Source organism: Cellulomonas fimi (assembly GCF_028527925.1).
GTDB classification, from domain to species: domain Bacteria; phylum Actinomycetota; class Actinomycetes; order Actinomycetales; family Cellulomonadaceae; genus Cellulomonas; species Cellulomonas fimi_C.
The window spans coordinates 21,070-45,193 of sequence record NZ_JAPESW010000020.1 but is presented as its reverse complement, the minus strand read 5'-3'; the positions used below and the strand labels follow the sequence as shown (position 1 = coordinate 45,193).

21 protein-coding genes are annotated in these 24,124 nt (G+C 72.2%); 4 read left to right on the top strand and 17 right to left on the bottom strand.

Annotated elements, in window-relative coordinates:
- Window positions 1–85 precede the first annotated feature (85 nt).
- From OMK64_RS11120 to uvrC, 9 genes are all read right to left on the bottom strand, one after another.
- Entirely contained in the window at window positions 86–448 is a 363-nt protein-coding gene (locus OMK64_RS11120) for an RNA polymerase-binding protein RbpA (protein ID WP_272728432.1), read from the bottom strand.
- A 12-nt stretch (window positions 449–460) separates the two neighbouring features.
- Window positions 461–706, bottom strand: coding sequence for a preprotein translocase subunit SecG (secG, locus tag OMK64_RS11115; RefSeq protein ID WP_124342187.1), 246 nt, complete (start codon window positions 704–706; stop codon window positions 461–463).
- Between the two features lie 172 nt (window positions 707–878).
- Complete coding sequence (gene tpiA / locus OMK64_RS11110) at window positions 879–1,673, bottom strand: triose-phosphate isomerase (RefSeq protein WP_272728429.1); 795 nt, start codon at window positions 1,671–1,673, stop codon at window positions 879–881.
- 2 nt (window positions 1,674–1,675) lie between these two features.
- Complete coding sequence (locus tag OMK64_RS11105; protein ID WP_272728426.1) at window positions 1,676–2,875, bottom strand: phosphoglycerate kinase; 1,200 nt, start codon at window positions 2,873–2,875, stop codon at window positions 1,676–1,678.
- A 135-nt stretch (window positions 2,876–3,010) separates the two neighbouring features.
- The gene (gene gap / locus OMK64_RS11100) at window positions 3,011–4,015 is read right to left on the bottom strand and encodes a type I glyceraldehyde-3-phosphate dehydrogenase (protein WP_272728424.1); all 1,005 of its coding nucleotides are present in this window, start codon (window positions 4,013–4,015) and stop codon (window positions 3,011–3,013) included.
- Between the two features lie 238 nt (window positions 4,016–4,253).
- Window positions 4,254–5,234, bottom strand: coding sequence for a DNA-binding protein WhiA (gene whiA, locus OMK64_RS11095; RefSeq protein WP_272728422.1), 981 nt, complete (start codon window positions 5,232–5,234; stop codon window positions 4,254–4,256).
- 48 nt (window positions 5,235–5,282) lie between these two features.
- On the bottom strand, window positions 5,283–6,284 hold the full coding sequence (locus tag OMK64_RS11090) for a gluconeogenesis factor YvcK family protein (protein ID WP_272728420.1): 1,002 nt from the start codon (window positions 6,282–6,284) through the stop codon (window positions 5,283–5,285).
- The gene (rapZ, locus tag OMK64_RS11085) at window positions 6,281–7,225 is read right to left on the bottom strand and encodes an RNase adapter RapZ (protein ID WP_272728417.1); all 945 of its coding nucleotides are present in this window, start codon (window positions 7,223–7,225) and stop codon (window positions 6,281–6,283) included. Before rapZ ends, OMK64_RS11090 begins: the two co-directional genes overlap by 4 nt.
- Window positions 7,222–9,309, bottom strand: coding sequence for an excinuclease ABC subunit UvrC (gene uvrC, locus OMK64_RS11080; RefSeq protein WP_272728415.1), 2,088 nt, complete (start codon window positions 9,307–9,309; stop codon window positions 7,222–7,224). Before uvrC ends, rapZ begins: the two co-directional genes overlap by 4 nt.
- 152 nt (window positions 9,310–9,461) lie before the next feature.
- Between uvrC and OMK64_RS11075 the strand changes: the two genes are divergently transcribed.
- Together OMK64_RS11075 and OMK64_RS11070 are read left to right on the top strand one after the other, a co-directional pair.
- On the top strand, window positions 9,462–10,568 hold the full coding sequence (locus OMK64_RS11075; RefSeq protein WP_272728413.1) for a hypothetical protein: 1,107 nt from the start codon (window positions 9,462–9,464) through the stop codon (window positions 10,566–10,568).
- Window positions 10,569–10,572: 4 nt separating this feature from the next.
- Window positions 10,573–11,109, top strand: a complete 537-nt coding sequence (locus OMK64_RS11070) for an OsmC family protein (protein WP_272728411.1) — start codon at window positions 10,573–10,575, stop codon at window positions 11,107–11,109.
- A gap of 27 nt (window positions 11,110–11,136) precedes the next feature.
- Here the strand turns inward: OMK64_RS11070 and uvrA are convergent, their stop codons facing one another.
- Window positions 11,137–14,010 carry an excinuclease ABC subunit UvrA gene (gene uvrA, locus OMK64_RS11065; protein WP_272728408.1) on the bottom strand — a complete coding sequence of 958 codons (2,874 nt, stop codon included), beginning with the start codon at window positions 14,008–14,010 and terminating at the stop codon, window positions 11,137–11,139.
- A gap of 94 nt (window positions 14,011–14,104) precedes the next feature.
- Here uvrA and OMK64_RS11060 point away from each other — a divergent pair, with 94 nt between their 5' ends.
- Window positions 14,105–14,812, top strand: coding sequence for an MBL fold metallo-hydrolase (locus OMK64_RS11060; RefSeq protein WP_272728406.1), 708 nt, complete (start codon window positions 14,105–14,107; stop codon window positions 14,810–14,812).
- Between the two features lie 62 nt (window positions 14,813–14,874).
- Here the strand turns inward: OMK64_RS11060 and OMK64_RS11055 are convergent, their stop codons facing one another.
- On the bottom strand, window positions 14,875–16,038 hold the full coding sequence (locus OMK64_RS11055; protein ID WP_272728403.1) for an acyl-CoA dehydrogenase family protein: 1,164 nt from the start codon (window positions 16,036–16,038) through the stop codon (window positions 14,875–14,877).
- 66 nt (window positions 16,039–16,104) lie between these two features.
- Between OMK64_RS11055 and OMK64_RS11050 the strand changes: the two genes are divergently transcribed.
- Window positions 16,105–16,392, top strand: coding sequence for a YciI family protein (locus OMK64_RS11050; RefSeq protein WP_272728401.1), 288 nt, complete (start codon window positions 16,105–16,107; stop codon window positions 16,390–16,392).
- A 57-nt stretch (window positions 16,393–16,449) separates the two neighbouring features.
- Here the strand turns inward: OMK64_RS11050 and OMK64_RS11045 are convergent, their stop codons facing one another.
- The 6 genes from OMK64_RS11045 to OMK64_RS11020 all read right to left on the bottom strand — a co-directional run bounded on the left by OMK64_RS11045 (window position 16,450) and on the right by OMK64_RS11020 (window position 24,061).
- Window positions 16,450–17,454, bottom strand: coding sequence for a TerC family protein (locus OMK64_RS11045; protein WP_272728398.1), 1,005 nt, complete (start codon window positions 17,452–17,454; stop codon window positions 16,450–16,452).
- 246 nt (window positions 17,455–17,700) lie between these two features.
- The gene (gene uvrB / locus OMK64_RS11040) at window positions 17,701–19,806 is read right to left on the bottom strand and encodes an excinuclease ABC subunit UvrB (RefSeq protein ID WP_272728396.1); all 2,106 of its coding nucleotides are present in this window, start codon (window positions 19,804–19,806) and stop codon (window positions 17,701–17,703) included.
- Between the two features lie 161 nt (window positions 19,807–19,967).
- Window positions 19,968–20,606, bottom strand: coding sequence for a pyroglutamyl-peptidase I (gene pcp, locus OMK64_RS11035; protein ID WP_272728394.1), 639 nt, complete (start codon window positions 20,604–20,606; stop codon window positions 19,968–19,970).
- Window positions 20,603–21,232 carry a dephospho-CoA kinase gene (gene coaE / locus OMK64_RS11030; RefSeq protein WP_272728392.1) on the bottom strand — a complete coding sequence of 210 codons (630 nt, stop codon included), beginning with the start codon at window positions 21,230–21,232 and terminating at the stop codon, window positions 20,603–20,605. Before coaE ends, pcp begins: the two co-directional genes overlap by 4 nt.
- A gap of 101 nt (window positions 21,233–21,333) precedes the next feature.
- The gene (rpsA, locus tag OMK64_RS11025; RefSeq protein ID WP_272728390.1) at window positions 21,334–22,806 is read right to left on the bottom strand and encodes a 30S ribosomal protein S1; all 1,473 of its coding nucleotides are present in this window, start codon (window positions 22,804–22,806) and stop codon (window positions 21,334–21,336) included.
- Window positions 22,807–23,035: 229 nt separating this feature from the next.
- Complete coding sequence (locus OMK64_RS11020; RefSeq protein WP_272728388.1) at window positions 23,036–24,061, bottom strand: 6-phosphofructokinase; 1,026 nt, start codon at window positions 24,059–24,061, stop codon at window positions 23,036–23,038.
- Window positions 24,062–24,124 lie beyond the last annotated feature (63 nt).

The following is a 24,124-nucleotide window of genomic DNA, read 5'->3' as shown; positions in this document are numbered from 1 at the left end:
GTCTCGCGCGCGTCAGGGGGTGCGAACGACGAGAGGCCCCGCCGCTCAGCAGCAGGGCCTCTCGTGCTCGCGGACGGTGTGTCGCTCAGGCGCCGGTCGTCCGGCTGCCGCGCCGCGCGCGGAGGGCGGCGAGCGCCTCGTCGAGGATCGCGGCGCCGTCCTCGTCGGAGCGCCGCTCCTTCACGTACGCGAGGTGCGTCTTGTACGGCTCGTTCTTGCTCGGCGACGGCGGGTTCTCCTGGTCCTGACCGGCGGGGAAGCCGCAGCGCGGGCAGTCCCACGTCGCAGGCGCCTCCTCGGCGGCCTCCTCTGCGAAGCTCGGCCGCGTCTCGTGGCCGTTCGCGCACCAGTAGGAGATCCAGATCCGCGGTGCGGCGTCGCCCCGCTCGGCCTCGCCCATCGGGCCGGCTCCGACTCGCGACCCCCTGATCGCGCTCCCGCTCGCCATCGCCAGCCCCTCTCAGCTCGCCGTGCGCTCGATGAGACCGAGCAGCACGATCACGACCGTCCAGAACAGGGCCACACCGATCGTGATCCGGTTGAGGTTGCGCTCCGCGACACCCGAGCTGCCCGCGCTGCTCGAGATGCCACCACCGAACATGTCGGAGAGGCCACCGCCCTTGCCCTTGTGCAGGAGCACCAGCGGGATGAGCAGGATGCTGGACAGGACCAGCAGCACCTGGAGGGTGATGCGCAGGGCGTTCACGGCGGAGTCGGTTCCTCACTGGACGGGCACGTCGACCGGCCGGATGGCGGCGACGCTGCGGTGGACCGCGGTACAGGGTAGGCGACTCGTGGCGGGAAAAGCCACCACCGCCCACAGGCGTGGGGCCCCGCGCCGCGTCGAGCGCGTGCACGGGGCCCCGGTGCCTGTCAGGTCAGAGCCCGACCTCGTGCGACTGGAAGCGCACGATCTTGGCGAACTCCTCCGGGTCGAGGCTCGCGCCGCCGACCAGGGCGCCGTCGACGTCGGGCTTCGCCATGATCGACGCGACGTTCGACGACTTCACCGAGCCGCCGTACAGGACGCGCACGGCCTGGGCGGTCTCGGCGTCGTACAGCTCCGCGACGCGGCCGCGGATCGCCTCGGACATCTCCTGCGCGTCCTCGGGCGTCGCCGTCTCGCCCGTGCCGATGGCCCAGACGGGCTCGTACGCGATGACGAGCGTGCGGACCTGCTCGGCCGTCACGTCGGCCAGCGCGGCCTCGAGCTGCAGCAGCGTGTGCTGCACGTGCGCGGCGGCACGGCGCGTGTCGAGGTCCTCGCCGACGCACAGGATGGGCACGAGGCCCGCCTTGAGCGCCGAGTGGACCTTCTTGTTGATGAGCGCGTCGGACTCGGCGTGGTACTCGCGCCGCTCCGAGTGCCCGACGAGCGCGTAGGTCACGCCGAGCTTGGTGAGGAACAGCGGCGAGATCTCGCCGGTGTACGCGCCGGACTCGTGAGCCGACAGGTCCTGCGCGCCGTACGCGATCTGGAGCTTGTCCGCGTCGACGAGCGTCTGCACGCTGCGCAGGTCGGTGAAGGGCGGGATGACCGCGACCTCGACCGTGGCGTAGTCGTGCTTGGCGTCCTTGAGCGTCCACGCGAGCTTCTGCAGCGTGTGGGTGGCCTGGTGGTGGTCCAGGTTCATCTTCCAGTTGCCCGCCATGAGCGGGGTGCGCTGGGCCATTCTCAGTCCTCCAGGACAGCGATACCGGGGAGGGTCTTGCCCTCGAGGAACTCCAGGCTGGCGCCGCCGCCCGTCGAGATGTGGCCGAAGCCCGCCTCGTCGAAGCCGAGCGTGCGCACGGCCGCGGCCGAGTCGCCGCCGCCGACGATCGTGAACGCACCGTTCGCGCCCGCGTCGACCAGCGCCTGGGCGACGGCACGCGTGCCGCCGGCGAACGCCTCGAACTCGAACACGCCGGCCGGGCCATTCCACACGACGGTCTTGGCGTCGACGATCTTCGACGCGAACAGCTGCTCCGACTCGGGGCCGATGTCGAGGCCGATCTTGCCGTCCGGGATCGCGTCCGCGGGGACGACCGACGACGGCGAGTCCGCCTTGAACTCGTCGGCGACGCGGATGTCGACCGGGAGCACGATCTCGACGCCGGCGTCCTCGGCCTGCGCGAGGTAGCCCTTGACCGTGTCGATCTGGTCGGCCTCGAGCAGCGAGTTCCCGACCGAGTAGCCCTTGGCCGCGAGGAACGTGAAGAGCATGCCGCCGCCGATGACGAGGCGGTCCGCCTTCGTCAGCAGGTTGGAGATGACGCCGAGCTTGTCGGAGACCTTCGAGCCGCCGAGCACGACGACGTACGGGCGCTCCGGGTTCTCCGTCGCCTTCTTGAGCGACTCGACCTCGTTGAGGACGAGCTTGCCGACCGCGTGCGGGAGCTTGAGCGCGACGTCGTAGACCGACGCCTGCTTGCGGTGCACGACGCCGAAGCCGTCCGACACGTACACGTCCGCGAGGGCGGCGAGGTCGTCGGCGAGCGACGCGCGCTCCTCGTCGACCTTGGACGTCTCGCGGGCGTCGAAGCGGATGTTCTCGAGCAGCGCGATCTGGCCGTCCTCGAGCGCGGCGACGGTCTCGCGCGCGGACTCCCCCACGGTGTCCTTCGCCAGCGCGACCGGCTGGCCGAGCAGCTCGCCGAGGCGCGCGGCGACGGGCGCGAGCGAGTACTTGTCCTCCGGGGCGCCCTTCGGGCGGCCGAGGTGCGCGGTCACGACCACGCGCGCGCCGGCGCCGAGCAGCGCCTGCAGCGTCGGCAGCGCCGCGCGGACGCGGCCGTCGTCGGTGATCGTCGTGCCGTCGAGCGGCACGTTGAAGTCGGAGCGGACGAGCACGCGCTTGCCGCGCAGGTCGCCGAGGTCCTCGATGGTCTTCATGGTCTCCTACCTTGCAGAACCGGCCGGCTCACGTCGGTCGGGGGGCTGAGAGGTGCTGACACGACAACGTCCGCGTGCGCCGAGGCCGGTGGCCGGGGCGCACGCGGACGCATGACGTGTGCTACGCGGGGTTCGTCAGAGACGGTCGCCCACGTACTGCGTGAGGGTCACGAGGGAGTTGGAGTAGCCCCACTCGTTGTCGTACCAGGCGATGATCTTGACCTGGTCGCCGATCACCTTGGTCAGCTTCGAGTCGAAGATGCTCTGGTGCGGGTTCGTGACGATGTCGCTCGACACGATCTCGTCCTCGACGTACTCCAGGACGCCCTTGAGCGGGCCCTCGGCGGCGGCCTTGACCGCGGCGTTGACCTCGTCGACCGTGACCTCGCGCGAGGCCGTGAACGTGAGGTCCGTGGCCGAGCCGGTGATCGTCGGGACGCGGAGCGCGAAGCCGTCGAGCTTGCCCTTGAGCTCGGGGAGCACGAGCGCGACGGCCTTGGCCGCACCGGTCGAGGTCGGGACGATGTTCTGCGCGGCGGCGCGGGCGCGACGCAGGTCGCGGTGCGGGCCGTCCTGCAGGTTCTGGTCACCCGTGTAGGCGTGGATCGTCGTCATGAGGCCGCGCTCGATGCCGATCGCGTCGTTGAGGGCCTTGGCGACCGGCGCGAGGCAGTTCGTGGTGCACGACGCGTTCGAGATGATGTGCTGCGTCGCCGGGTCGTACTGCTCGTGGTTCACGCCGACGACGAAGGTGCCGTCCTCGTTCTTCGCGGGCGCGGAGATGATGACCTTCTTGGCGCCGGCGTCGATGTGCGCCTTCGCCTTCGTGGCGTCCGTGAAGAAGCCCGTCGACTCGATGACGATGTCCGCGCCGAGCTCGCCCCAGGGGAGGTTCGCCGGGTCGCGCTCCTCGAGCGCGCGGATCTTCTTGCCGTCGACGATGATGTTCTCGTCGTCGAACTCCACGCTCAGCGGGAAGCGGCCGAGGACCGTGTCGTACTTGAGCAGGTGGGCGAGCGTCTTGTTGTCCGTGAGGTCGTTGACACCGACGATCTCGATGTCCGCGCCCGACGCGACGATGGCCCGGTAGAAGTTGCGACCGATACGACCGAAGCCGTTGATGCCGACCTTGATGGTCACTTGCCCTCCTCGGCAGCGCCGACGAGGTCGGCGCACACAATGGGTGTTGGGGTCAACGCACGCCGATGTGCGTTCCGCTCGCCCTCGACCGACTCATGCGCAGCACGTGACGGTCGTGTGACGATCGGATGACGCAACCCTATACCCGTGACGGAGGCCACGCGGGCCGGAGGTCCCAGGGTGGACACCCGTCCGGGTGCCTTCACCGGGATCGACGCAGGTCAGCCCGCGGACGGCCTCACAGGTCGAGCAGGTCCGGGCTCAGACCGGCCTCCGTGTCGGGGATCCCGAGCTCCGCCGCCCGCTTGTCCGCGGTCGCCAGGAGCCGGCGGATGCGGCCCGCGACCGCGTCCTTCGTCAGCGCCGGCTCCGCGAGCTTGCCGAGCTCCTCGAGCGAGGCCTCCTTGTGCGCGAGCCGCAGCTCGCCGGCCTCACGCAGGTGCTCCGGCAGGTCGTCGCCGAGGATCTCGAACGCGCGCTCGACGCGGGCCCCCGCTGCGACGGCCGCGCGGGCCGAGCGGCGCAGGTTCGCGTCGTCGAAGTTCGCGAGCCGGTTGGCCGTGCCGCGCACCTCGCGGCGCACCCGTCGCTCCTCCCAGACGAGCATCGTCTCGTGCGCGCCGAGCCTCGCGAGCATCGCGGAGATCGCGTCGCCGTCGCGGATGACGACGCGGTCGACACCGCGCACCTCGCGCGCCTTCGCCGCCACGCCGAGACGCCGCGCGGCACCGACGAGCGCGAGCGCGGCCTCCGGCCCGGGGCAGGTCACCTCGAGCGCCGAGGACCGGCCCGGCTCCGTGAGCGAACCGTGCGCGAGGAACGCGCCGCGCCACGCGGCCTCCGCCTCGGCCACGCCCGCCGACACGACCTGCGGCGGCAGGCCGCGCACGGGACGGCCGCGGTTGTCGAGCAGACCCGTCTGCCGGGCGAGCGACTCGCCGTCCTTGACGACGCGCACCACGTACCGGCTCCCCCGCCGCAGGCCCCCGCCCGAGACGACGATGATGTCGCTCTCGTGCCCGTACACCTCGGAGATCGCCTGCCGGAGCCGCCGTGCGGCGATGCCCGTGTCGAGCTCCGCCTCGATCACGATGCGCCCCGAGATGATGTGCAGCCCGCCCGCGAACCGCAGCGTCGCCGACACCTCGGCCTTGCGGACGGACGTGCGGTCCACCTTCAGACGCGCGAGCTCGTCCTTGACCTGTGCCGTCAACGCCATGGCGTCATCCTGCCATCTGGGACGGGCGTCCGGGTCCGGTCCCGGCGGTCAGCGCGAACCGGCCGCGCGGGTCCCCACGTCGCCCAGGAACCCCTCGACGACGTCCCGGAAGGCGGCGGCCAGGCGGAGCGGGTCGTGCAGCGGCGTGCCGTCGCCCCGGCCGACCTGACGCAGCAGGAGGCGCGCGCCGAGGCGGTCCGCCGTCGCGCTGAGGACGTCGACGTCGTCCACCGCACCCGGGTCGGCGACCACCGCGTCGACGCGCAGGCCCGGCGCGTGCGCACGCAGCGCCTCGAGGTGCTCCTCGGCGCGCATGCCCTCGGTCTCCCCCGACTCGGGCGAGAGGTTGAGCGTCACGATGGTGCGCGCGGTCGTCCGCTGCAGCGCGTCCCGCAACCCGGGGACGAGCAGGTGCGGCATGACGGACGTGTACCAGGAACCCGGTCCGAGGACGACCCAGTCCGCCTCCTCGATCGCCGTGACCGCCTGGGGGCACGCGGGCGGGTCCGTCGGATCGAGCCGCAGGTGCGCGATCCGCCCGGCCGTCGTCGCGACCGACACCTGCCCCTGCACGCGCTCGGGTGTGCCGTCGGCGTGCACCACGTCGGCCTCGATGCGCAGCGGGACGGCGGCCATCGGCAGCACCCGGCCCCGCGCGCCGAGCAGTCGCCCGACCCAGTCCAGACCTTCGACGGTGTCGTCGAGCAGCTCCCACAGCGCCACGATCAGCAGGTTGCCGACGGCGTGGCGGTCCAGCGGACCGTCGGACGCGAACCGGTGCTGCAGGACGTCGCGCCACGTCCGCCCCCACTCGGAGTCGTCGCACAGCGCCGCCAGCGCCATGCGGAGGTCACCGGGCGGCAGGACCCCGAGCTCGTCACGGAGCCGACCCGACGAGCCGCCGTCGTCGGCGACCGTGACGACCGCGGTGATGCGGTCCGTCATGAGACGCAGCGCGGAGAGCGTCGCGGACAGGCCGTGCCCTCCACCGAGCGCGACGAAGGACGGGCCGGACCCGCGGGGGGCACGCTGGGACGGCGGGACGCTCATTCCTTGCCGAGGTCCCGGGCCGACACCGCCACCTGGTGGCCGCGCTGGCGCAGCCGCGCCGCGATCGCCTCGCTCACGGCGACCGAGCGGTGCTTGCCGCCCGTGCAGCCGACCGCGATGGTGACGTAGCGCTTCTCCTCGTTGAGGTAGCCCGCGAGCACGGGCTCGAGCGCGTCCACGTAGCGGTCGATGAACTGCACCGCGCCCGGCAGGCCGAGGACGTAGTCGCGGACGGGCGCGTCACGGCCCGTCAGGTGGCGCAGCTCGGTCACCCAGTACGGGTTCGCGAGGAACCGCACGTCGACCACGTGGTCCGCGTCGAGCGGGATGCCGTACTTGAAGCCGAACGACAGGACCGAGACGCGCAGCACCTCGGCCGTCGAGCCGGCGACGACCGAGCGGACCTCGCGCGCGAGGTCGTGCACGTTGAGCTCGGAGGTGTCGATCACGGTGTCGGCGCGCTCGCGCAGGTCGCCGAGGACCGCGCGCTCGGCGGCGATCCCGTCGAGGATCCGCCCCTCGCCCTGCAGCGGGTGCGGTCGCCGCACCTGCTCGTAGCGGCGGACGAGGGCCTCGTCGGACGCGTCGAGGAACAGGATCCGGTGATCGACGCCGGCGGCCCGCAGGCTGTCGAGGACCTCGAGGACGTCGGCGAAGAACTCGCGGCCGCGCACGTCGACCACCGCCGCGAGCCGCTGCGCGCGCCGGCCGGTGGGGCCGCTGGTCAGCATCCCGACGAGGTGCGTGAGCATCTGCGCGGGCAGGTTGTCCACGACGTACCAGTCGAGGTCCTCCAGCACGGCGGCAGCGCGCGTGCGCCCGGCGCCGGACATGCCGGTGATGATGAGGAGCTGCGGTGCCTCGACGCGCGGGCCCTCGGCCGCGGCCTCGAGCGCCGGGATGCCGGCAGGGACGGTGATCGGCGACGGCTCGTCGGTCATGGCCTCAGCATGCCAAACCCCGATGCCTCCTCGGCCGACACCGGGCTCGCGTCGGCCGGCGCGTCGGGCGCGGCGTCCACGCTCGGGGCCGCGGGGACGACGACGGTCGCGCCCTGCCCGTCGCCCTGGGCAGCGTCGCCGGCCAGGGCCGCCACGACTGCCGCGGCGGTGCGCTCCCCCATGCCCTGCACGCTCGCGATCTCCTCGACCGACGCCGCCCGCAGGCGCTTGACGCTGCCGAAGTGCCGCAGCAGCGCGGCACGCCGGGCGGGGCCCAGCCCGGGGACGTCGTCGAGCACCGAGACGGTCATCCCCTTGGAGCGACGTCGGCGGTGCGCCGTGATCGCGAACCGGTGCGCCTCGTCGCGGAGCCGCTGCAGCAGGTACAGGCCCTCCGAGGAGCGCTGGAGGATCACGGGGTAGTCCTCGCCCGGGAGCCACACCTCCTCGAGGCGCTTCGCGAGACCGCAGAGCGCGACGTCGTCGATGCCGAGCTCGGCCATCGCAGCGGCCGCGGCGGCGACCTGCGGCTGTCCGCCGTCGACGACCACGAGGTTCGGCGGGTAGGCGAACCGCTGCGGGCGGCCCGTCGTCTCGTCGACCGGTCCCGAACGACGCGGCTCGTCGTCGTCCTCCCCCAACCCGAGCTCGACGTCACCCGCGTTGGAGCGCTCCGCGAGGTACCGGCGGAACCGGCGCGTGATGACCTCGTGCATGGCCGCGGTGTCGTCACGCGCGCCGTCACCGTCCGGGCCCCGCAGGTTGAACAGGCGGTACTCGCTCTTGCGCGCGAGCCCGTCCTCGAACACGACCATCGACGCCGACTGGAACGTGCCCTGGTTGTGGGACACGTCGAAGCACTCGATCCGCAGCGGCGCCGACGTCAGGTCGAGCGCCTCCTGGATCTCGCGGAGCGCCTGGCTGCGCGTCGTGAGGTCCCCGGCGCGGCGCGTGCGGTGCAGCATCAGGGCGTGCTCGGCGTTCCGCTGGACCGTCGCCGCGAGCTCGCGCTTGTCGCCGCGTTGCGGGACGCGGACCTGCACGCGCGCGCCGCGCAGGCCGGTCAGCCAGTCCTGCACCTGCTCGACGTCGGGCGGGAGGACCGGGACCAGCACCTCGCGCGGCACCGACGCGGTGCCGGTGTCCTCCTCGGTGCCGTAGACCTGCTGCAGCAGGTGCTCGACGAGCTCGGCGTCGGTGACGTCCTCGACCTTCTCGACGACCCAGCCGCGCTGACCGCGGATGCGCCCGTCGCGGACGTGGAACACCTGCACCGCGGCCTCGAGCTCGTCGCCCGCCAGCGCGAAGATGTCGGCGTCGGTCCCGTCCTTGAGCACGACCGCGTTGCGCTCCGTCGCCTTCTCGAGCGTGGCGATGTCGTCGCGCAGGCGGGCGGCCTGCTCGTAGTCGAGCTCCGCCGCCGCCTCCTTCATGCGCGCCGTGAGCCGCTTGGTGAACTTGGCCGTATCGCCGGCCATGAAGTCGCAGAAGTCCTGCGCGAGCGCGTGGTGGTCGTCCGGCGAGATGCGCCCCACGCAGGGCGCCGAGCACTTGTCGATGTATCCCAGCAGGCACGGGCGCCCCTGCTGGTGCGCACGCTTGAACACGCCCGCGGAGCACGTCCGCACCGGGAAGACGCGCAGCAGCAGGTCGACGGTCTCGCGGATGGCCCACGCGTGCGCGTACGGCCCGAAGTACCGCGTGCCCTTGCGCTTGGCGCCGCGCATCACCTGCACGCGCGGGAACTCGTCCGCCATGGTGACCGCGAGGTACGGGTACGACTTGTCGTCCCGGTACTTGACGTTGAACCGCGGGTCGAACTCCTTGATCCACGTGTACTCGAGCGCGAGCGCCGCGACCTCGGTCGGCACCACGGTCCACTCCACCGACGCGGCCGTGGTGACCATCGTCTGCGTCCGCGGGTGCAGGTTGTGCACGTCCTGGAAGTAGCTCGACAGACGTGACCGGAGGCTCTTGGCCTTCCCGACGTAGATGACGCGGCCGTGCTCGTCGCGGAATCGGTAGACACCTGGGGAGTCCGGCAGCTCCCCCGGCGCGGGACGGTACGTGGCGGGATCGGCCATGTCGTCGAGCCTAGGCGCTCGATCCGACACCCTCCGTCCGTCGAGGCCTCCCCGCGTCCGGGCCGCCCGGCGCTGACGGTGCGGCGGTGTGGTGAGGGGCGGTCGCGGGCGGTTCTCCTGCGCCGATGCGCGATGGCCTGTTATCATGTCTCATGCGCGCCGATGCCGCCGTCGACCGTCACCTCACCCGACTCGTCGCTGCCGGCGCGTCGCGCTCGCTGCACCGGCAGCGCCGGTGGGCGCTGCGGCACGCTCTCGCCGCCGCCGCGCTCGCCGACCTCCACGGCCCCTCTCCCCTCCCCGACGACGTGGCCGCGACCCCGCCCGAGGCGCTCGCCGCCGCGGAGCGGGCCGTCGACGCCGGCGCGCTCGTGTCGCCGGAGTTCCTCGCGTGGTACCTGCCCTGGGCCGCGGACGGCGGCCTGACGGACCCGTCCCGGCCGTCGGCCGGGCGCTCCCCCGCAGCCGCGCGCGCGCGCGTCGCGGCGCTGCGCGCCCTCGCGGGCGAGCTCGGCCTGCCGGCGCCCGACCACACCCACGGCACGCCCCCGCTGCGGACCGTCATCGCACGTCGACCGGTCGAGGACCTGCTGCGCGCCTTCGCCGGGCACCGCCCACGGCCCACGGCCACCCGCGCGCGCCTGCTCGCAATGCTCGCCGTGATGGATGCCGATCCCGTCGGCCCCACCGCACTCGCACGGATGGACGTGCGCGACCTCACGGCCGACGCGACCGCGCTGCGAGCCCCGAGCGACGGCCGGTCGCTCAGCCTCACGCCCGCCGCTACGGCCTCGGTCCGCACGTGGCTCGACGTCCGCGAGAACCTCGTCTCCTCGCTCGACGGCGGCGCGGTCCACGCCCTGTGGGTCTCGGCGCACGGCCTCCGCGACGCTGACGGCACCGCGCGCCCACCCGGCCTGCCACTGCACACCCGCGGCATCGAGCGTGCCTACGCCCGCGGCGTTCGTGCGCTGCGACGGCACCTCGCCGCGCACCCCGAGCGCGTCCCGCACTCCCTGCTGCCCGAGCACACGCCAACCGGCGCAGTGCCCGCGCTCGACCTGCCGCCCTCGCTCGAGCTCCTGCGACGCTCCTTGCTCGCCGCCGGTCACGGCCCCGCGCGCGACCGCGACGCGCCACCCGCCCACGATCGCGCTGCAGGCCCGCACGATCACGCTGCAACCATCCACGACCGCGCTGCCCACACAGCGTCGGCGTCCGAGGGCTCCGGCGCTCGGCCGCACGTCCCGCTAGCGTGACCGCATGGGCCCGCTGCACACCTACGCGATCGACGTGACCTGGACCGGCGCCGGGACGCGCGGCACTGCGAGCTACACCTCGTACAGCCGCGACCACGACGTGCAGATCGGCACGAAGCCACCGCTGCCCGGGTCGTCCGACCCCGCGTTCCGCGGCGACCCCGACCGCTACTCGCCCGAGGAGCTCTTCGTCGCGTCGATCGCGCAGTGCCACATGCTGTGGTTCCTGCACCTCGCCGCCGTGGCGGGCGTCGTCGTCGTCGCCTACCGCGACGAGGCGGTGGGCACGATGCGCGTCGAGGCGGCCGGCCACGGGCAGTTCACCGAGGTCGTGCTGCGGCCGCGGGTGACGGTCGCGCAGGGCCGTCATCTGCCCGACGGGACGCCCGTCACCGACGAGGTGCTGGGCGGACTCCACCACGCGACGCACGAGCACTGCTTCATCGCGCGCTCCGTCAACTTCCCGGTGCGGCACGAGCCGACGACGGTCCGGTTCGCTCCGCCGGCGCGCACGTCGTCCGCAGCGCCGACGGCGACCTGAGCCAGCAGCGCGTCGCGCACCACCCGACTACGCGGTCGCGCGCTCGCGCTCCTGGTCGACCTCCGCCTCGAGCACCTCGGCGAGGAACCGCCCGGTGTGGCTCGCCGCGACACCGGCGACGTGCTCCGGGGTTCCTTCGGCCACGACCGTGCCGCCGCCGCTGCCGCCCTCGGGGCCCATGTCGACGATCCAGTCGGCGTTCTTGATCACGTCGAGGTTGTGCTCGATGACGATGACGCTGTTGCCCTTGTCGACCAGCGACTGGAGCACGCCGAGGAGCTTGCGGATGTCCTCGAAGTGCAGGCCGGTCGTCGGCTCGTCGAGCACGTAGATCGTCCGGCCGGTCGACCGCCGCTGGAGCTCCGCGGCGAGCTTGACGCGCTGCGCCTCACCACCGGACAGCGTGGGCGCCGGCTGCCCGAGCCGGACGTAGCCCAGACCCACGTCGACGAGCGTCCGCAGGTGCCGGGAGATCGCGGGCACCGCGGCGAAGAACTCCGCGGCCTCCTCGATCGGCATCGCGAGGACGTCCGCGACGGTCTTGCCCTTGAAGTGGACCTCGAGCGTCTCGCGGTTGTAGCGCGCGCCGTGGCAGACCTCGCAGGGGACGTAGACGTCCGGCAGGAAGTTCATCTCGATCTTGAGCGTGCCGTCGCCCGAGCACGCCTCGCAGCGGCCGCCCTTGACGTTGAAGGAGAACCGGCCGGGCGTGTAGCCGCGGACCTTCGCCTCGGTCGTCTCGGCGAAGAGCCGACGGACGTGGTCCCACACGCCGGTGTAGGTCGCCGGGTTGGACCGCGGGGTGCGCCCGATGGGGCCCTGGTCGACGTGCACGACCTTGTCGAGGTGCTCGAGCCCGGTGACGCGCTTGTGCCGACCAGCGACCTGCCGGGCGCCGTTGAGCTCGTTCGCGAGCACCGTGTAGAGGATCGAGTTGACGAGCGTCGACTTGCCCGAGCCCGAGACGCCGGTCACGGCGGTCAGCGTCCCCAGCGGGAACGAGACGTCGATGCCCTGCAGGTTGTGCTCGCGCGCGCCGACGACGGTGAGCCGGCGGTCGCGGTCGACCTTGCGCCGCTCGACCGGCATGGGGATCGACCGACGGCCCGCGAGGTACGCGCCGGTCACCGACTCCTTCGCCTTCAGCAGACCCGCGAAGTCGCCGGAGTGCACGACGCGACCGCCGTGCTCGCCCGCGCCGGGGCCGATGTCGACGATCCAGTCGGCCGTGCGGATCGTGTCCTCGTCGTGCTCGACGACGATGAGCGTGTTCCCCAGGTCCCGCAGGCGCGTCAGGGTGTCGATGAGCCGCCGGTTGTCACGCTGGTGCAGGCCGATGCTCGGCTCGTCGAGGACGTAGAGCACGCCGACGAGCCCTGAGCCGATCTGGGTCGCCAGGCGGATCCGCTGCGCCTCACCACCGGACAGCGTCGCCGCGGGACGCGTCAGGGACAGGTAGTCGAGCCCGACGTCGAGCAGGAAGCCGAGCCGCGCCTGGATCTCCTTGAGCACCTGGGCGGCGATCGCGCGCTCGCGCTCGCCCAGCTCCAGGCCGTCGAGGAACGTCCGAGCCTCGCGGATCGGGAGGGTGCAGACCTCGGCGATGGACTTGCCGCCGACGCGGACCGCGAGCACCTCGGGCTTGAGGCGCGCGCCCTTGCAGACGGGGCACGGGACCTCGCGCATGAAGGCCTCGTACTTCTCCTTGCTCCAGTCCGACTCGGTCTCGGAGTGCCGGCGCTCGAGGAACGTGACGACGCCCTCGAACCCCGTCGAGTACGAGCGCTCACGACCCCAGCGGTTCTTGTAGCGGACCTTCACCTCGTGGTTCTGGCCGTACAGCACCGCGTCCTTCGCGCGCTTCGGGAGCGCCCGCCACGGGACGCTCGTCGAGAAGCCCATGTCCTGCGCGAGCGCGCCCAGCACGCGGGCGAAGTACTCGCTCGAGATCTGCGCCCACGGCGCGACCGCACCCTCGTCGAGCGACAGGTCCTCGTCGGGGACGATCAGGTCGGGGTCCACCTCGAGGCGCGAGCCGATGCCGGTGCACTCGGGGCACGCGCCGTACGGCGCGTTGAACGAGAAGGTCCGCGGCTCGATCTCGTCGAGCGCGAGCACGTGGTCGTTCGGGCACGCGCGGTGCTCGGAGAAGCGTCGCTCGCGGTGCGGGTCGTCGGCGTCGGCGTCGACGAGCTCGACGATCAGCAGGCCGCCCGCCAGACCGAGCGCGGTCTCGACGGAGTCCGTCAGACGACGCTGCACGCCCTCGCGCGAGACCAGGCGGTCCACGACGACCTCGATGTCGTGCTTGAGCTTCTTCTCGAGCGTCGGGGGCTCGGTGAGCTGGACGACCTCGCCGTCGACACGCGCCCGCGCGAAGCCCTTGCCCTGCAGCTCCTTGAACAGGTCGGCGTACTCGCCCTTGCGCCCGCGCACGACCGGCGCGAGCACCTGGTAGCGGGTGCCCTCGGGCAGCTCGAGCAGCCGGTCGACGATCTGCTGCGGCGTCTGCGCGGTCACGCGCTCGCCGCACTCGGGGCAGTACTGCGTGCCCGCGCGCGCGAACAGCAGACGCAGGTAGTCGTAGACCTCGGTGATCGTGCCGACGGTCGACCGCGGGTTGCGGTTGGTCGACTTCTGGTCGATCGACACCGCGGGCGACAGGCCCTCGATGAAGTCGACGTCGGGCTTGTCCATCTGGCCGAGGAACTGGCGCGCGTACGCGGACAGAGACTCGACGTACCGTCGCTGCCCCTCCGCGAAGATGGTGTCGAACGCGAGCGAGGACTTCCCCGAGCCCGACAGACCCGTGAACACGATGAGCTTGTCGCGCGGGAGGTCGAGGTCGACGTTACGGAGGTTGTGCTCGCGGGCGCCCTGCACCACCAGACGATCGTTCACGGCGGGCAGTCTACGTCGGACCACCGACACGTCGCACACGTGTTCGACCCCGGCGAACAGGCGCGGGCGCGTCCGCGGCGGGCACGATGGGCGCATGACGTACACCGGCGACGTGCGCCCGGGAGGTCCGGCCGACCTGCGCGTGCTCGACGAGGTCGAGATCCGCAAGGTCAGCGTCGGCCCGATGGACAACTGCGCCTACCTGGTCACGTGCCGCCGCCAGCACGCGCAGCTCCTGGTCGACGCCGCCGACGAGCCGGACCGGCTGGTCGCGCTCGTGCGCGAGGGGTCGGGCGCCGCCCGGCTCGACACGGTCGTGACGACGCACCGCCACCCCGACCACCACCGGGCGCTCGCGTCGGTGGTCGCCGTGACGGGCGCCACGGTCGCCGCGGGCGCGGACGACGCCGCGGCCGTCACGGACGCGACCGGCGTCCCCGTGGACCGCCGGCTCCGCGACGGCGACCTCGTCCTCGTCGGCCACGTCACGCTCGAGGTCGTCGCGCTCCGCGGTCACACCGACGGCTCCGTCGCCCTCGTCTACCGGGAGCCCGAGCACGTCGCCGAGCCCGACGCGGTGGCCGGCCGCGCGCACGTCTTCACCGGCGACTCGCTCTTCCCCGGCGGCGTCGGGAACACGGGCGGCGACCCCGCACGGTTCGCGCAGCTCCTCGACGACGTCGTCAGCCGCCTCTTCGACCGGCTCGGCGACGACACGTGGGTGTACCCGGGCCACGGGAAGGACACGACGCTCGGCGCCGAGCGTCCGCACCTCGACGCGTGGCGCGCCCGCGGGTGGTGACGTCCGACCCTCCACACCCTGGTGGACGTCCCGCGTCCCCACGCGCGCGCCGCGCGGCCGGCTCAGTCCTGCAGCGGCCCGAGCACGGACGTCGCGACGGTCGCGTGCGCCGACTCGTCGTCGGACGGGTGGAAGATCCCCGCGAGCACGTCGCGGTAGAGCCGCGCCAGCTCGCTGCCCGTGGAGTAGGACGCTCCGCCGGAGACCCGGATCGCGAGGTCGACGACGGCACGCGCCGACTCGGTCGCGCGGACCTTGAGGCCGACGAGCTGCGCGAACCACCGCGCGCCGTGGTCGACCTGCTCGTCGACGTCGCGCGCGAGCGCGAACAGCTGGAGCTCGGCCCCGTCCTGCACGAGCGCGGCGTCGGCGACCTTCCAGCGGATGTCCGGGTCCTGCGCGTAGGCGCGGCCGTCGTGCTTCATCGACGTGCGCCGCCGGGTCGCGGCCACGCCGAGCTCGAGCGCGCGGCGCCCGATGCCGGTGTAGACCGCGGCGAGCAGGACCTCGAACACCGCGAACAGCGCGAAGATGAACGGGTCGCCGCTCGGACCGGGCGGCAGCCGCCGGTACACGCGGTCGGCGGGCGCGTACGCCCCGTCGAGCACGGTCGTGGCGGACTGCGTGGCGCGCATGCCGAGCGTGTCCCAGTCGTCCTTCGCGGTCGCGCCGCCGTCCTCGCGCGCGACGACCCCGTGCACGAGCCGCGGGTCGTCGGGGTCGCCGTCGTCGAGCCCGAAGGTCGCGAGCCGCGTCCACACCGGCGACAGCGACGTGAAGATCTTCGTGCCGAAGTACCGGTAGCCGCCGTCCGGCTGACGCTCGGCGCGCGTGCGCGAGCCGAACATGACGAGGTCGTTGCCCGCCTCCGAGTTGCCGAACGCGAACACCTCCCCCGCCGCGGCGTCCGTCAGCACGAACTCGAACGCGCGGTCGCCGCGCTCGACGAGCAGCGCCGCGAGGCCGGTGACGACGAGGTGCATGTTGACGGCGAGCGCGGTCGCGGGCGCCGCCCCGGCGAGCCGGACCTGCTCGCGCGCGACCTCCTCGAGCGTGAGTCCCGCGCCCCCGAGGCGCTGCGGCACGAACGCCGTGAGGTAGCCCGCGGCGCGCAGGTCCTCGAGGTCGTCGTGCGCGAACGTGTTGTCCCGGTCGTGCCCGGGGGCACGGTGGCGGATGCGGTCGAGCAGGTCGTCGGTGAGGTGGGTGCGCAGCGTGCGGGCCATGCGGCCACTCTGCCACCGCCGTCGGCGCCGACCGGTCCCGCGTGCGTCGTCGGGCAGGATGGGCGCATGCCGACCTTCGCCGTCACCTACACGTACGACGAGCGCACCGACGTGCGCGACCGCGTCCGCCCTGAGCACCGCGACTACCTGCGTTCGCTCGTCGACGTCGGGCAGCTGCTCGGGTCCGGCCCGTTCACCGAGGGCGACCCTGGTGCGCTGCTCGTGTTCCGGACCGACGACCGCGCCGCTCTGGACGCGCTGCTGGCGGCCGACCCGTTCGCGCGAGAGGGTCTCGTCGCCGCGACGGCCGTCCGCACGTGGGACGTGGTCATCGGCCCGTGGAGCGCCTCCTGACCTGGCGGAGACGGCAGCGCCCCGGCCCTCGCGGGGACCGGGGCGCTGCCGCGCGGATCAGGCGCCGGTCGTCGCCGCGCGGGCGTCCTTGCGCGTCTTGACGAGGCTCGCGACCGTCGCGACGGCGAGCGTGCCGAGGATCACGGTGAGCGAGAGCCAGGTCGGGATCTCGGGCGCCCACTCGACCGGCTCACCGCCGTTGATGAAGGGCAGCTCGTTGACGTGCAGCGCGTGGAGCACGAGCTTCACGCCGATGAAGCCGAGGATCACCGCGAGACCCTGCGAGAGGTAGACGAGCCGCTCGAGCAGGCCGCCGATGAGGAAGTACAGCTGACGCAGACCGAGCAGCGCGAACGCGTTGGCGGTGAACACGATGTACGGCTCCTGCGTGAGGCCGTAGATCGCGGGGATCGAGTCGAGCGCGAACAGGATGTCGGTCGAGCCGATCGCGATCATCACGACGAGCATGGGCGTGAAGAACCGCTTGCCGTCGATCCGGACGCTCAGCCGGTCGCCGTGGTACTCCTCGGTCGTCGGCACGACGCGCTTGAACCACCGCACGGCGAGGCCGTCGCCGACCTTCTCGTCCTCCGGGTGGTCGGGGTCGTGGTGCTCGCGGGCGAGCTTGACGGCCGTGTACACGAGGAACGCGCCGAAGATGTAGAAGACCCAGGAGAACTGCTCGATCGCGGCGGCGCCGGCGAGGATGAAGACGGTCCGCAGGACGAGCGCGATGACGACGCCGACGAGCAGGACCTTCTGCTGGTACTCACGGGGCACCGCGAACTTCGTCATGATGATGAGGAAGACGAAGAGGTTGTCGACCGACAGCGACTTCTCGGTGATGTAGCCCGCGAAGTACTCGGACCCGAACTCCCAGCCCGACACGATGCCGAGGCCGATCCCGAACAGGATCGCGATCGCGATGTAGAACACGGACCAGCGCACGGACTCCTGGAAGGAGGGGGCGTGCGGGGTCCGCACGTGCGCGAAGAAGTCGAAGATGATGAGGCCCACCACTGCCACAGCGGTGACGGCCCACACCCAGCCAGCAACGTCCATCAGGACAACCTCCGGTACGGGAACGACGTCGGGTACCGAAGGTCTCCCCCACCCGGGCGTCCGGGCCGAGCGTCCCGGGGACCGCTGGGTCCCGTGCTGACGACACGCTCGCTCGTGGGGTACTCCCCTTCAGGCTGCCAGCGTAGGTGACGAAAGTCCCGGAGGCACGAGCCAGCACGGGATGTGCGGCACGTCACATGCGAACGCATCGATCGCACCGGTGGCGCCGCCGGCCGCGACCCCGGCTCAGGCGGTCGCCGCCTGCATCTGCCGCAGCTCCTTCTTGAGCCCCGAGATCTCGTCGCGCAGTCGCGCCGCGAGCTCGAACTGCAGCTCGCCCGCCGCCGCGTGCATCTGGTCGGTGAGCTCCTGGATGAGCCCCGCCAGCTCACCCGCCGCGGCGCCGGTCAGACGCGTGCGCTCGTCGCGCGGGCCGCCCTTCGACCCGAAGCCCGGCACCGGCGCCTTGCCCCGGCTCGCCTGCCGTCCCGCGCCACCGAGCAGCTCGGCCGTGTCGGCGTCCTCGCGCGCGAGCAGGTCGGTGATGTCGCCGATCTTCTTGCGCAGCGGCGTCGGGTCGATGCCGCGCTCCGTGTTGTAGGCGATCTGCTTCTCGCGGCGGCGGTTCGTCTCCTCGATGGCGATCTGCATCGCGGGCGTGATCTTGTCCGCGTACATGTGCACCTGCCCCGAGACGTTGCGGGCGGCACGGCCGATCGTCTGGATGAGCGACTTCCCGGACCGCAGGAAGCCCTCCTTGTCCGCGTCGAGGATCGCGACGAGCGACACCTCGGGCAGGTCGAGACCCTCACGGAGCAGGTTGATGCCGACGAGCACGTCGTACTCGCCGAGCCGCAGCTCGCGCAGCAGCTCGACGCGCCGCAGCGTGTCGACCTCCGAGTGCAGGTAGCGCACGCGGACGCCCTTCTCGAGGAAGTAGTCCGTGAGGTCCTCGGCCATCTTCTTCGTGAGCGTCGTGACGAGGACGCGCTCGTCCTTCTCGACGCGGTCGTGGATCTCGCCGAGCAGGTCGTCGATCTGGCCCTTCGTCGGCTTGACGACGATCTCCGGGTCGACCAGGCCGGTCGGACGGATGATCTGCTCGACCACGCCGTCGGCCATCGACAGCTCGTAGTCGCCGGGCGTCGCCGACAGGTAGACGGTCTGGCCGATGCGCTCGACGAACTCCTCCCACCGCAGCGGGCGGTTGTCGGTCGCGCTCGGCAGGCGGAAGCCGTGCTCGACGAGCGACCGCTTGCGCGACATGTCGCCCTCGAACATCGCGCCGATCTGCGGGACGGTCACGTGCGACTCGTCGATGACCAGCAGGAAGTCCTCGGGGAAGAAGTCGAGCAGCGTGTTCGGCGCCGAGCCCGCGGTGCGGCCGTCGATGTGGCGCGAGTAGTTCTCGATGCCCGAGCACGAGCCGATCTGGCGCATCATCTCGATGTCGTACGTCGTGCGCATGCGCAGCCGCTGCGCCTCGAGCAGCTTGTTCTGGCTCTCGAGCTCGGCGAGGCGCGCCTCGAGCTCGAGCTCGATGCCGTGGATCGCGCGCTCCATGCGCTCCGGTCCGGCGACGTAGTGCGTCGCCGGGAAGATCATCATCTGCTGCTCGCCGCGCACGACGTCGCCCGTGAGCGGGTGCAGCGTCGCGATGGCCTCGATCTCGTCACCGAAGAACTCGATCCGGACCGCGAGCTCCTCGTACATCGGGATGATCTCGACGGTGTCGCCGCGCACGCGGAACGTGCCGCGCGTGAACGCCAGGTCGTTGCGCGTGTACTGCATCTGCACGAACTGGCGCAGCAGCTGGTCGCGGTCGATCTGCTGCCCGACCTCGAGCGTCACCATGCGGTCGACGTACTCCTGCGGCGTACCCAGGCCGTAGATGCACGACACCGACGCGACCACGACGACGTCGCGCCGCGTCAGCAGCGAGCTCGTCGCCGAGTGGCGCAGGCGCTCGACCTCGTCGTTGATCGACGAGTCCTTCTCGATGTACGTGTCCGTCTGCGCGATGTACGCCTCGGGCTGGTAGTAGTCGTAGTAGGACACGAAGTACTCGACGGCGTTGTTGGGCAGGAGCTCGCGGAACTCGGTGGCGAGCTGCGCGGCGAGCGTCTTGTTCGGGGCCATCACGAGCGTGGGCCGCTGCACCTGCTCGATGAGCCACGCGGTCGTCGCGGACTTGCCGGTGCCGGTCGCGCCGAGCAGCACGACGTCCTTCTCCCCCGCGTTGATGCGCCGGGCGAGGTCGGCGATCGCCGCCGGCTGGTCGCCCGACGGCTGGAACTCGGACACCACGCGGAAGGGCGCGACGGTCCGCTGGAGCTCGGTGACGGGACGCATGCCTCCACGGTACGGGGCACCACCGACACGCGCCGGGCCCCTCCTCCACGGGCGAACAGGCGGTCCTGCACAGGAGCGGAGCGGGCTCGATCACGACGTCCGGCGGGCGTGCCGGAGCCACCGGAGGGACGCCGACCCGCACGGGCGCGCCCGGACGCCCGTCAGGCCTCCGCGCCCGCCGTGACACGCACGTCGTGGTGCACGCGCGCCGCCGTCCGGACGACCGCCGCGACCGCCCGCGCCGAGTCCTCGACGGGCAGCCCGGGGCCGTCGCCCGCCTCACGCGGGTCGCGCGGCACGTGCACGAACCCGCCGCGCACGTCGTCGCGACTCTCCAGCAGGTGCGCGAGCGCGTAGAACGTCGCGTTGCACACGTACGTGCCCGCGGTGTTCGACACCTCGACGGGCACCCCCTCCTGCGCGACCGCGGCCGCGCACGCCTTGACCGGGAGCGACGAGAAGAACGCCGCGGGGGCGCCCGCGATCACGGGGACGTCGACGGGCGCCGACCCGTCGGCGTCCGGGATGCGTGCGTCGATGACGTTGACGGCCACGCGCTCGAGGCCGACCGCACCGCGTCCGCCCGCCTCGCCGACGCACACGACCACGTCGGGCGACAGCTCGGCGATCGCCGAGCGCAGGTCCTGCCGGGCGCGGCGGAACGACACCGGCAGGCGGCGGACGACGAGGTCGACGTCCGGGTCGGCCCACGCGTCCCGCACGAGGGCGACCGCGTCCCACGACGCGTTGACGGGGTGGCCGTCGAACGGCTCGAACCCCGTCAGCAGGACGCGCGTCACGGCGTCTCGGCCGCGAGCTCGTCGGCGCGCTCCACGGCGAGCCGGTCCCACAGGTCGTCGACCTGGGTGCGGAGGTCGTCGTCGCTCCCGGTGCCGTCGAGCACGACGTCCGCCACCGCGAGCCGCTCGTCGTCGGCGGCCTGTGCGGCGACGCGCCGCTCGGCGTCCTCGCGCGTCATGCCGCGCAGCCGCACGAGCCGCTCGACGCGCAGCACGGCGGGGGCGTGCACGACGACGAGCACGTGGAACGCATCCGCCTGGCCCGTCTCGACGAGCAGCGGGATGTCGTGCACGACGACCGCCCCGTGGTCGACGACCGCGGCGGCCGCCTCGCGCTCGGCCGCGAGCCTCCGCACGATCGGGTGGACGATCGCGTCGAGCCGACGCCGCGCGTCCGCGTCGGCGAACACGATCGCCGCCAGCGCGGGCCGGTCGAGCGTCCCGTCCGCCGCGAGGACCCCGTCGCCGAACTCCGCGACCACCGCGTCGAGCCCCGCGCTGCCGGGGGCGACGGCCTCGCGCGCCAGCTCGTCGGAGTCGATCACCACCGCCCCGAGCTCGCGCAGCCGTCGCGCGGCGACGGACTTGCCAGCCGCGATCCCTCCGGTCAACCCGATGCGTTGCATGCGCCCATCCTGCCGGACCGGTGCCGGGTACGCCGACGGGCCGGCCACCCGCAGGTGACCGGCCCGTCGAAGGACTCACCGGGGACGTGCCCCGGACGAGATCAGTTGCCCGTGAGCTTCTCGCGCAGAGCGGCGAGCGCCTCGTCGGACGCGAGGGTGCCGGTGGCCTCCTCGGTGGACGACGAGTACGTCGACGGGACCGCACCGCCGGCGGACTCGCCGGACGTCGCAGCCTCCGCGTCGGCCTTCGCGGCCTCGGCGACCTGCTTGCGGTGCGCCTCCCAGCGCTCGTGCGCGGCCGCGTACTGGGCCTCCCACGCCTCGCGCTGCGCCTCGAAGCCCTCGAGCCACTCGTTCGTGGTCGGGTCGAAGCCCTCGGGGTACTTGTAGTTGCCCTGCTCGTCGTACTCGGCCGCCATGCCGTACAGCGCGGGGTCGAAGTCCTCCGAGGCCGGGTCGAAGCCCTCGTTGGCCTGCTTGAGCGAGAGCGAGATGCGGCGACGCTCGAGGTCGATGTCGATGACCTTGACGAAGACGTCGTCGCCGACCTGGACGACCTGCTCCGGGATCTCGACGTGGCGCACGGCCAGCTCCGAGATGTGGACCAGACCCTCGATGCCGTCCTCGACGCGCACGAACGCACCGAACGGCACGAGCTTCGTGACCTTGCCGGGGACGACCTGGCCGATGGCGTGCGTCCGGGCGAACGCCTGCCACGGGTCCTCCTGCGTCGCCTTGAGCGACAGCGAGACCCGCTCGCGGTCGAAGTCGACGTCGAGGACCTCGACCGTGACCTCCTGGCCGACCTCGACGACCTCGGACGGGTGGTCGATGTGCTTCCAGGACAGCTCGGAGACGTGCACGAGACCGTCGACGCCGCCGAGGTCCACGAACGCACCGAAGTTGACGATCGAGGAGACGACACCGGGGCGCACCTGGCCCTTCTGCAGCGTCTGCAGGAAGGTGGAGCGGACCTCGGACTGCGTCTGCTCGAGCCAGGCACGGCGCGACAGGACGACGTTGTTGCGGTTCTTGTCGAGCTCGATGATCTTGGCCTCGATCTCCTTGCCGACGTACGGCTGGAGGTCGCGGACGCGACGCATCTCGACGAGCGAGGCGGGGAGGAAGCCGCGCAGGCCGATGTCGAGGATGAGGCCACCCTTGACGACCTCGATGACGGTGCCGGTGACGACGCCGTCCTCCTCCTTGATCTTCTCGATCGTGCCCCACGCGCGCTCGTACTGCGCCCGCTTCTTGGACAGGATCAGCCGGCCTTCCTTGTCCTCCTTCTGGAGGACCAGGGCCTCGACCTCGTCGCCGACCTTGACGACCTCACCGGGGTCCACGTCGTGCTTGATGGACAGCTCGCGGGAGGGGATGACGCCCTCGGTCTTGTAACCGATGTCGAGCAGGACCTCGTCGCGGTCGACCTTGACGATGGTGCCCTCGACGATGTCGCCATCGTTGAAGTACTTGATGGTGGCGTCGATCGCGGCGAGGAAGTCCTCGGCCGAGCCGATGTCGTTGACCGCGACCTGCGGGGTGGCGGGCTTCGCGGGGGTGGAGATGCTCATGTAGGGATGGGCTCCGTTGCGGACAGGAAGTTGTGCGGACAGGATGTCGGTGCAGGTCACCGGCCCCGCGAGGGGCGATCTCCACCGCCGGGACGGGATCCCGGGTGGCGAGGTCGGACCTGGAGGAAGGCGCGCGGCACCGCCGTCCACCCTATCGGGGTGCGTGCGGGCAGGTCAAAGCGCGTGCTGCCCCGCCCGCCGCGCCGGATGCCGCGGTCGACCACGACCGTCAGGCGAGCGCCCGCGCGACCGACAGCAGCTCGTCCGGCACGTGCTTGACCTTGCCCGCGATCTCGCTCAGCGGCACCAGCTCGACCTTCTCGCCGCGCAGCGCCGTCATGACGTCCGAGCGGCCCTCGGTGATCGCGTCGATCGCCGCGACGCCGAAGCGCGAGCCGAGGATGCGGTCGGTCGGCGACGGCGTGCCGCCGCGCTGCACGTGGCCGAGCACGGTGACGCGCGTGTCGAAGCCCGTGCGCTGCTCGATCTCGGCCTTGAGCCGCTCGCCGATCGCGCCGGCGACGATCTCGCCGAACTTGCCGACCTGCGTCTCGTAGTGCATCGACGTGCCCTCCGCGGGCACCGCGCCCTCCGCCACGACGACGATCGAGAAGCTCGCGTGCGCGCGGTGCCGGTGCTTGAGGAAGCGCTCGATGCGGTCGATGTCGAACGGCGCCTCGGGCGCGAGGACGAGCTCGGCTCCCCCCGCGATGCCCGCGGTCGCGGCGATCCAGCCCGCGTGCCGGCCCATGACCTCGACGATCATCACGCGGTTGTGCGACTCGGCGGTCGTGTGGATGCGGTCGATCGCCTCGGTCGCGATCGAGACCGCGGTGTCGAAGCCGATCGACTGGTCGGTGCCCCAGACGTCGTTGTCGATCGTCTTCGGGATCGCGACGATGCGGACTCCCGCCTCGGCGATCTTGCTCGCCGCGTGCAGCGTGCCGTCGCCGCCGATGCAGATGAGGGCCTCGATGCGCTCGGCCTCGAGCGTCGCGAGCACCGCGTCGATGCCGCCGTCGCCCTTGTGGGGGTGGAACCGCGCGGTGCCGAGCAGCGTGCCGCCGACGGGCAGGACGTTGCGGATGTGGCTGCGGGTCAGCGGGATCGACAGGCCGTCGACGACGCCCTTCCACCCGTTGCGGAAGCCGATGATCGAGTGGCCGTACTGCCCCTCGCCGTGCTTGACGACGGCGCGGATCGCGGCGTTGAGCCCGGGGACGTCGCCGCCTCCGGTGAGCAGACCGACACGCACGGGAACTCCTTACACAGCACGACGGGTGGGGACGACGTCAGCGCTCCGTCGGGCTGCCGCGCA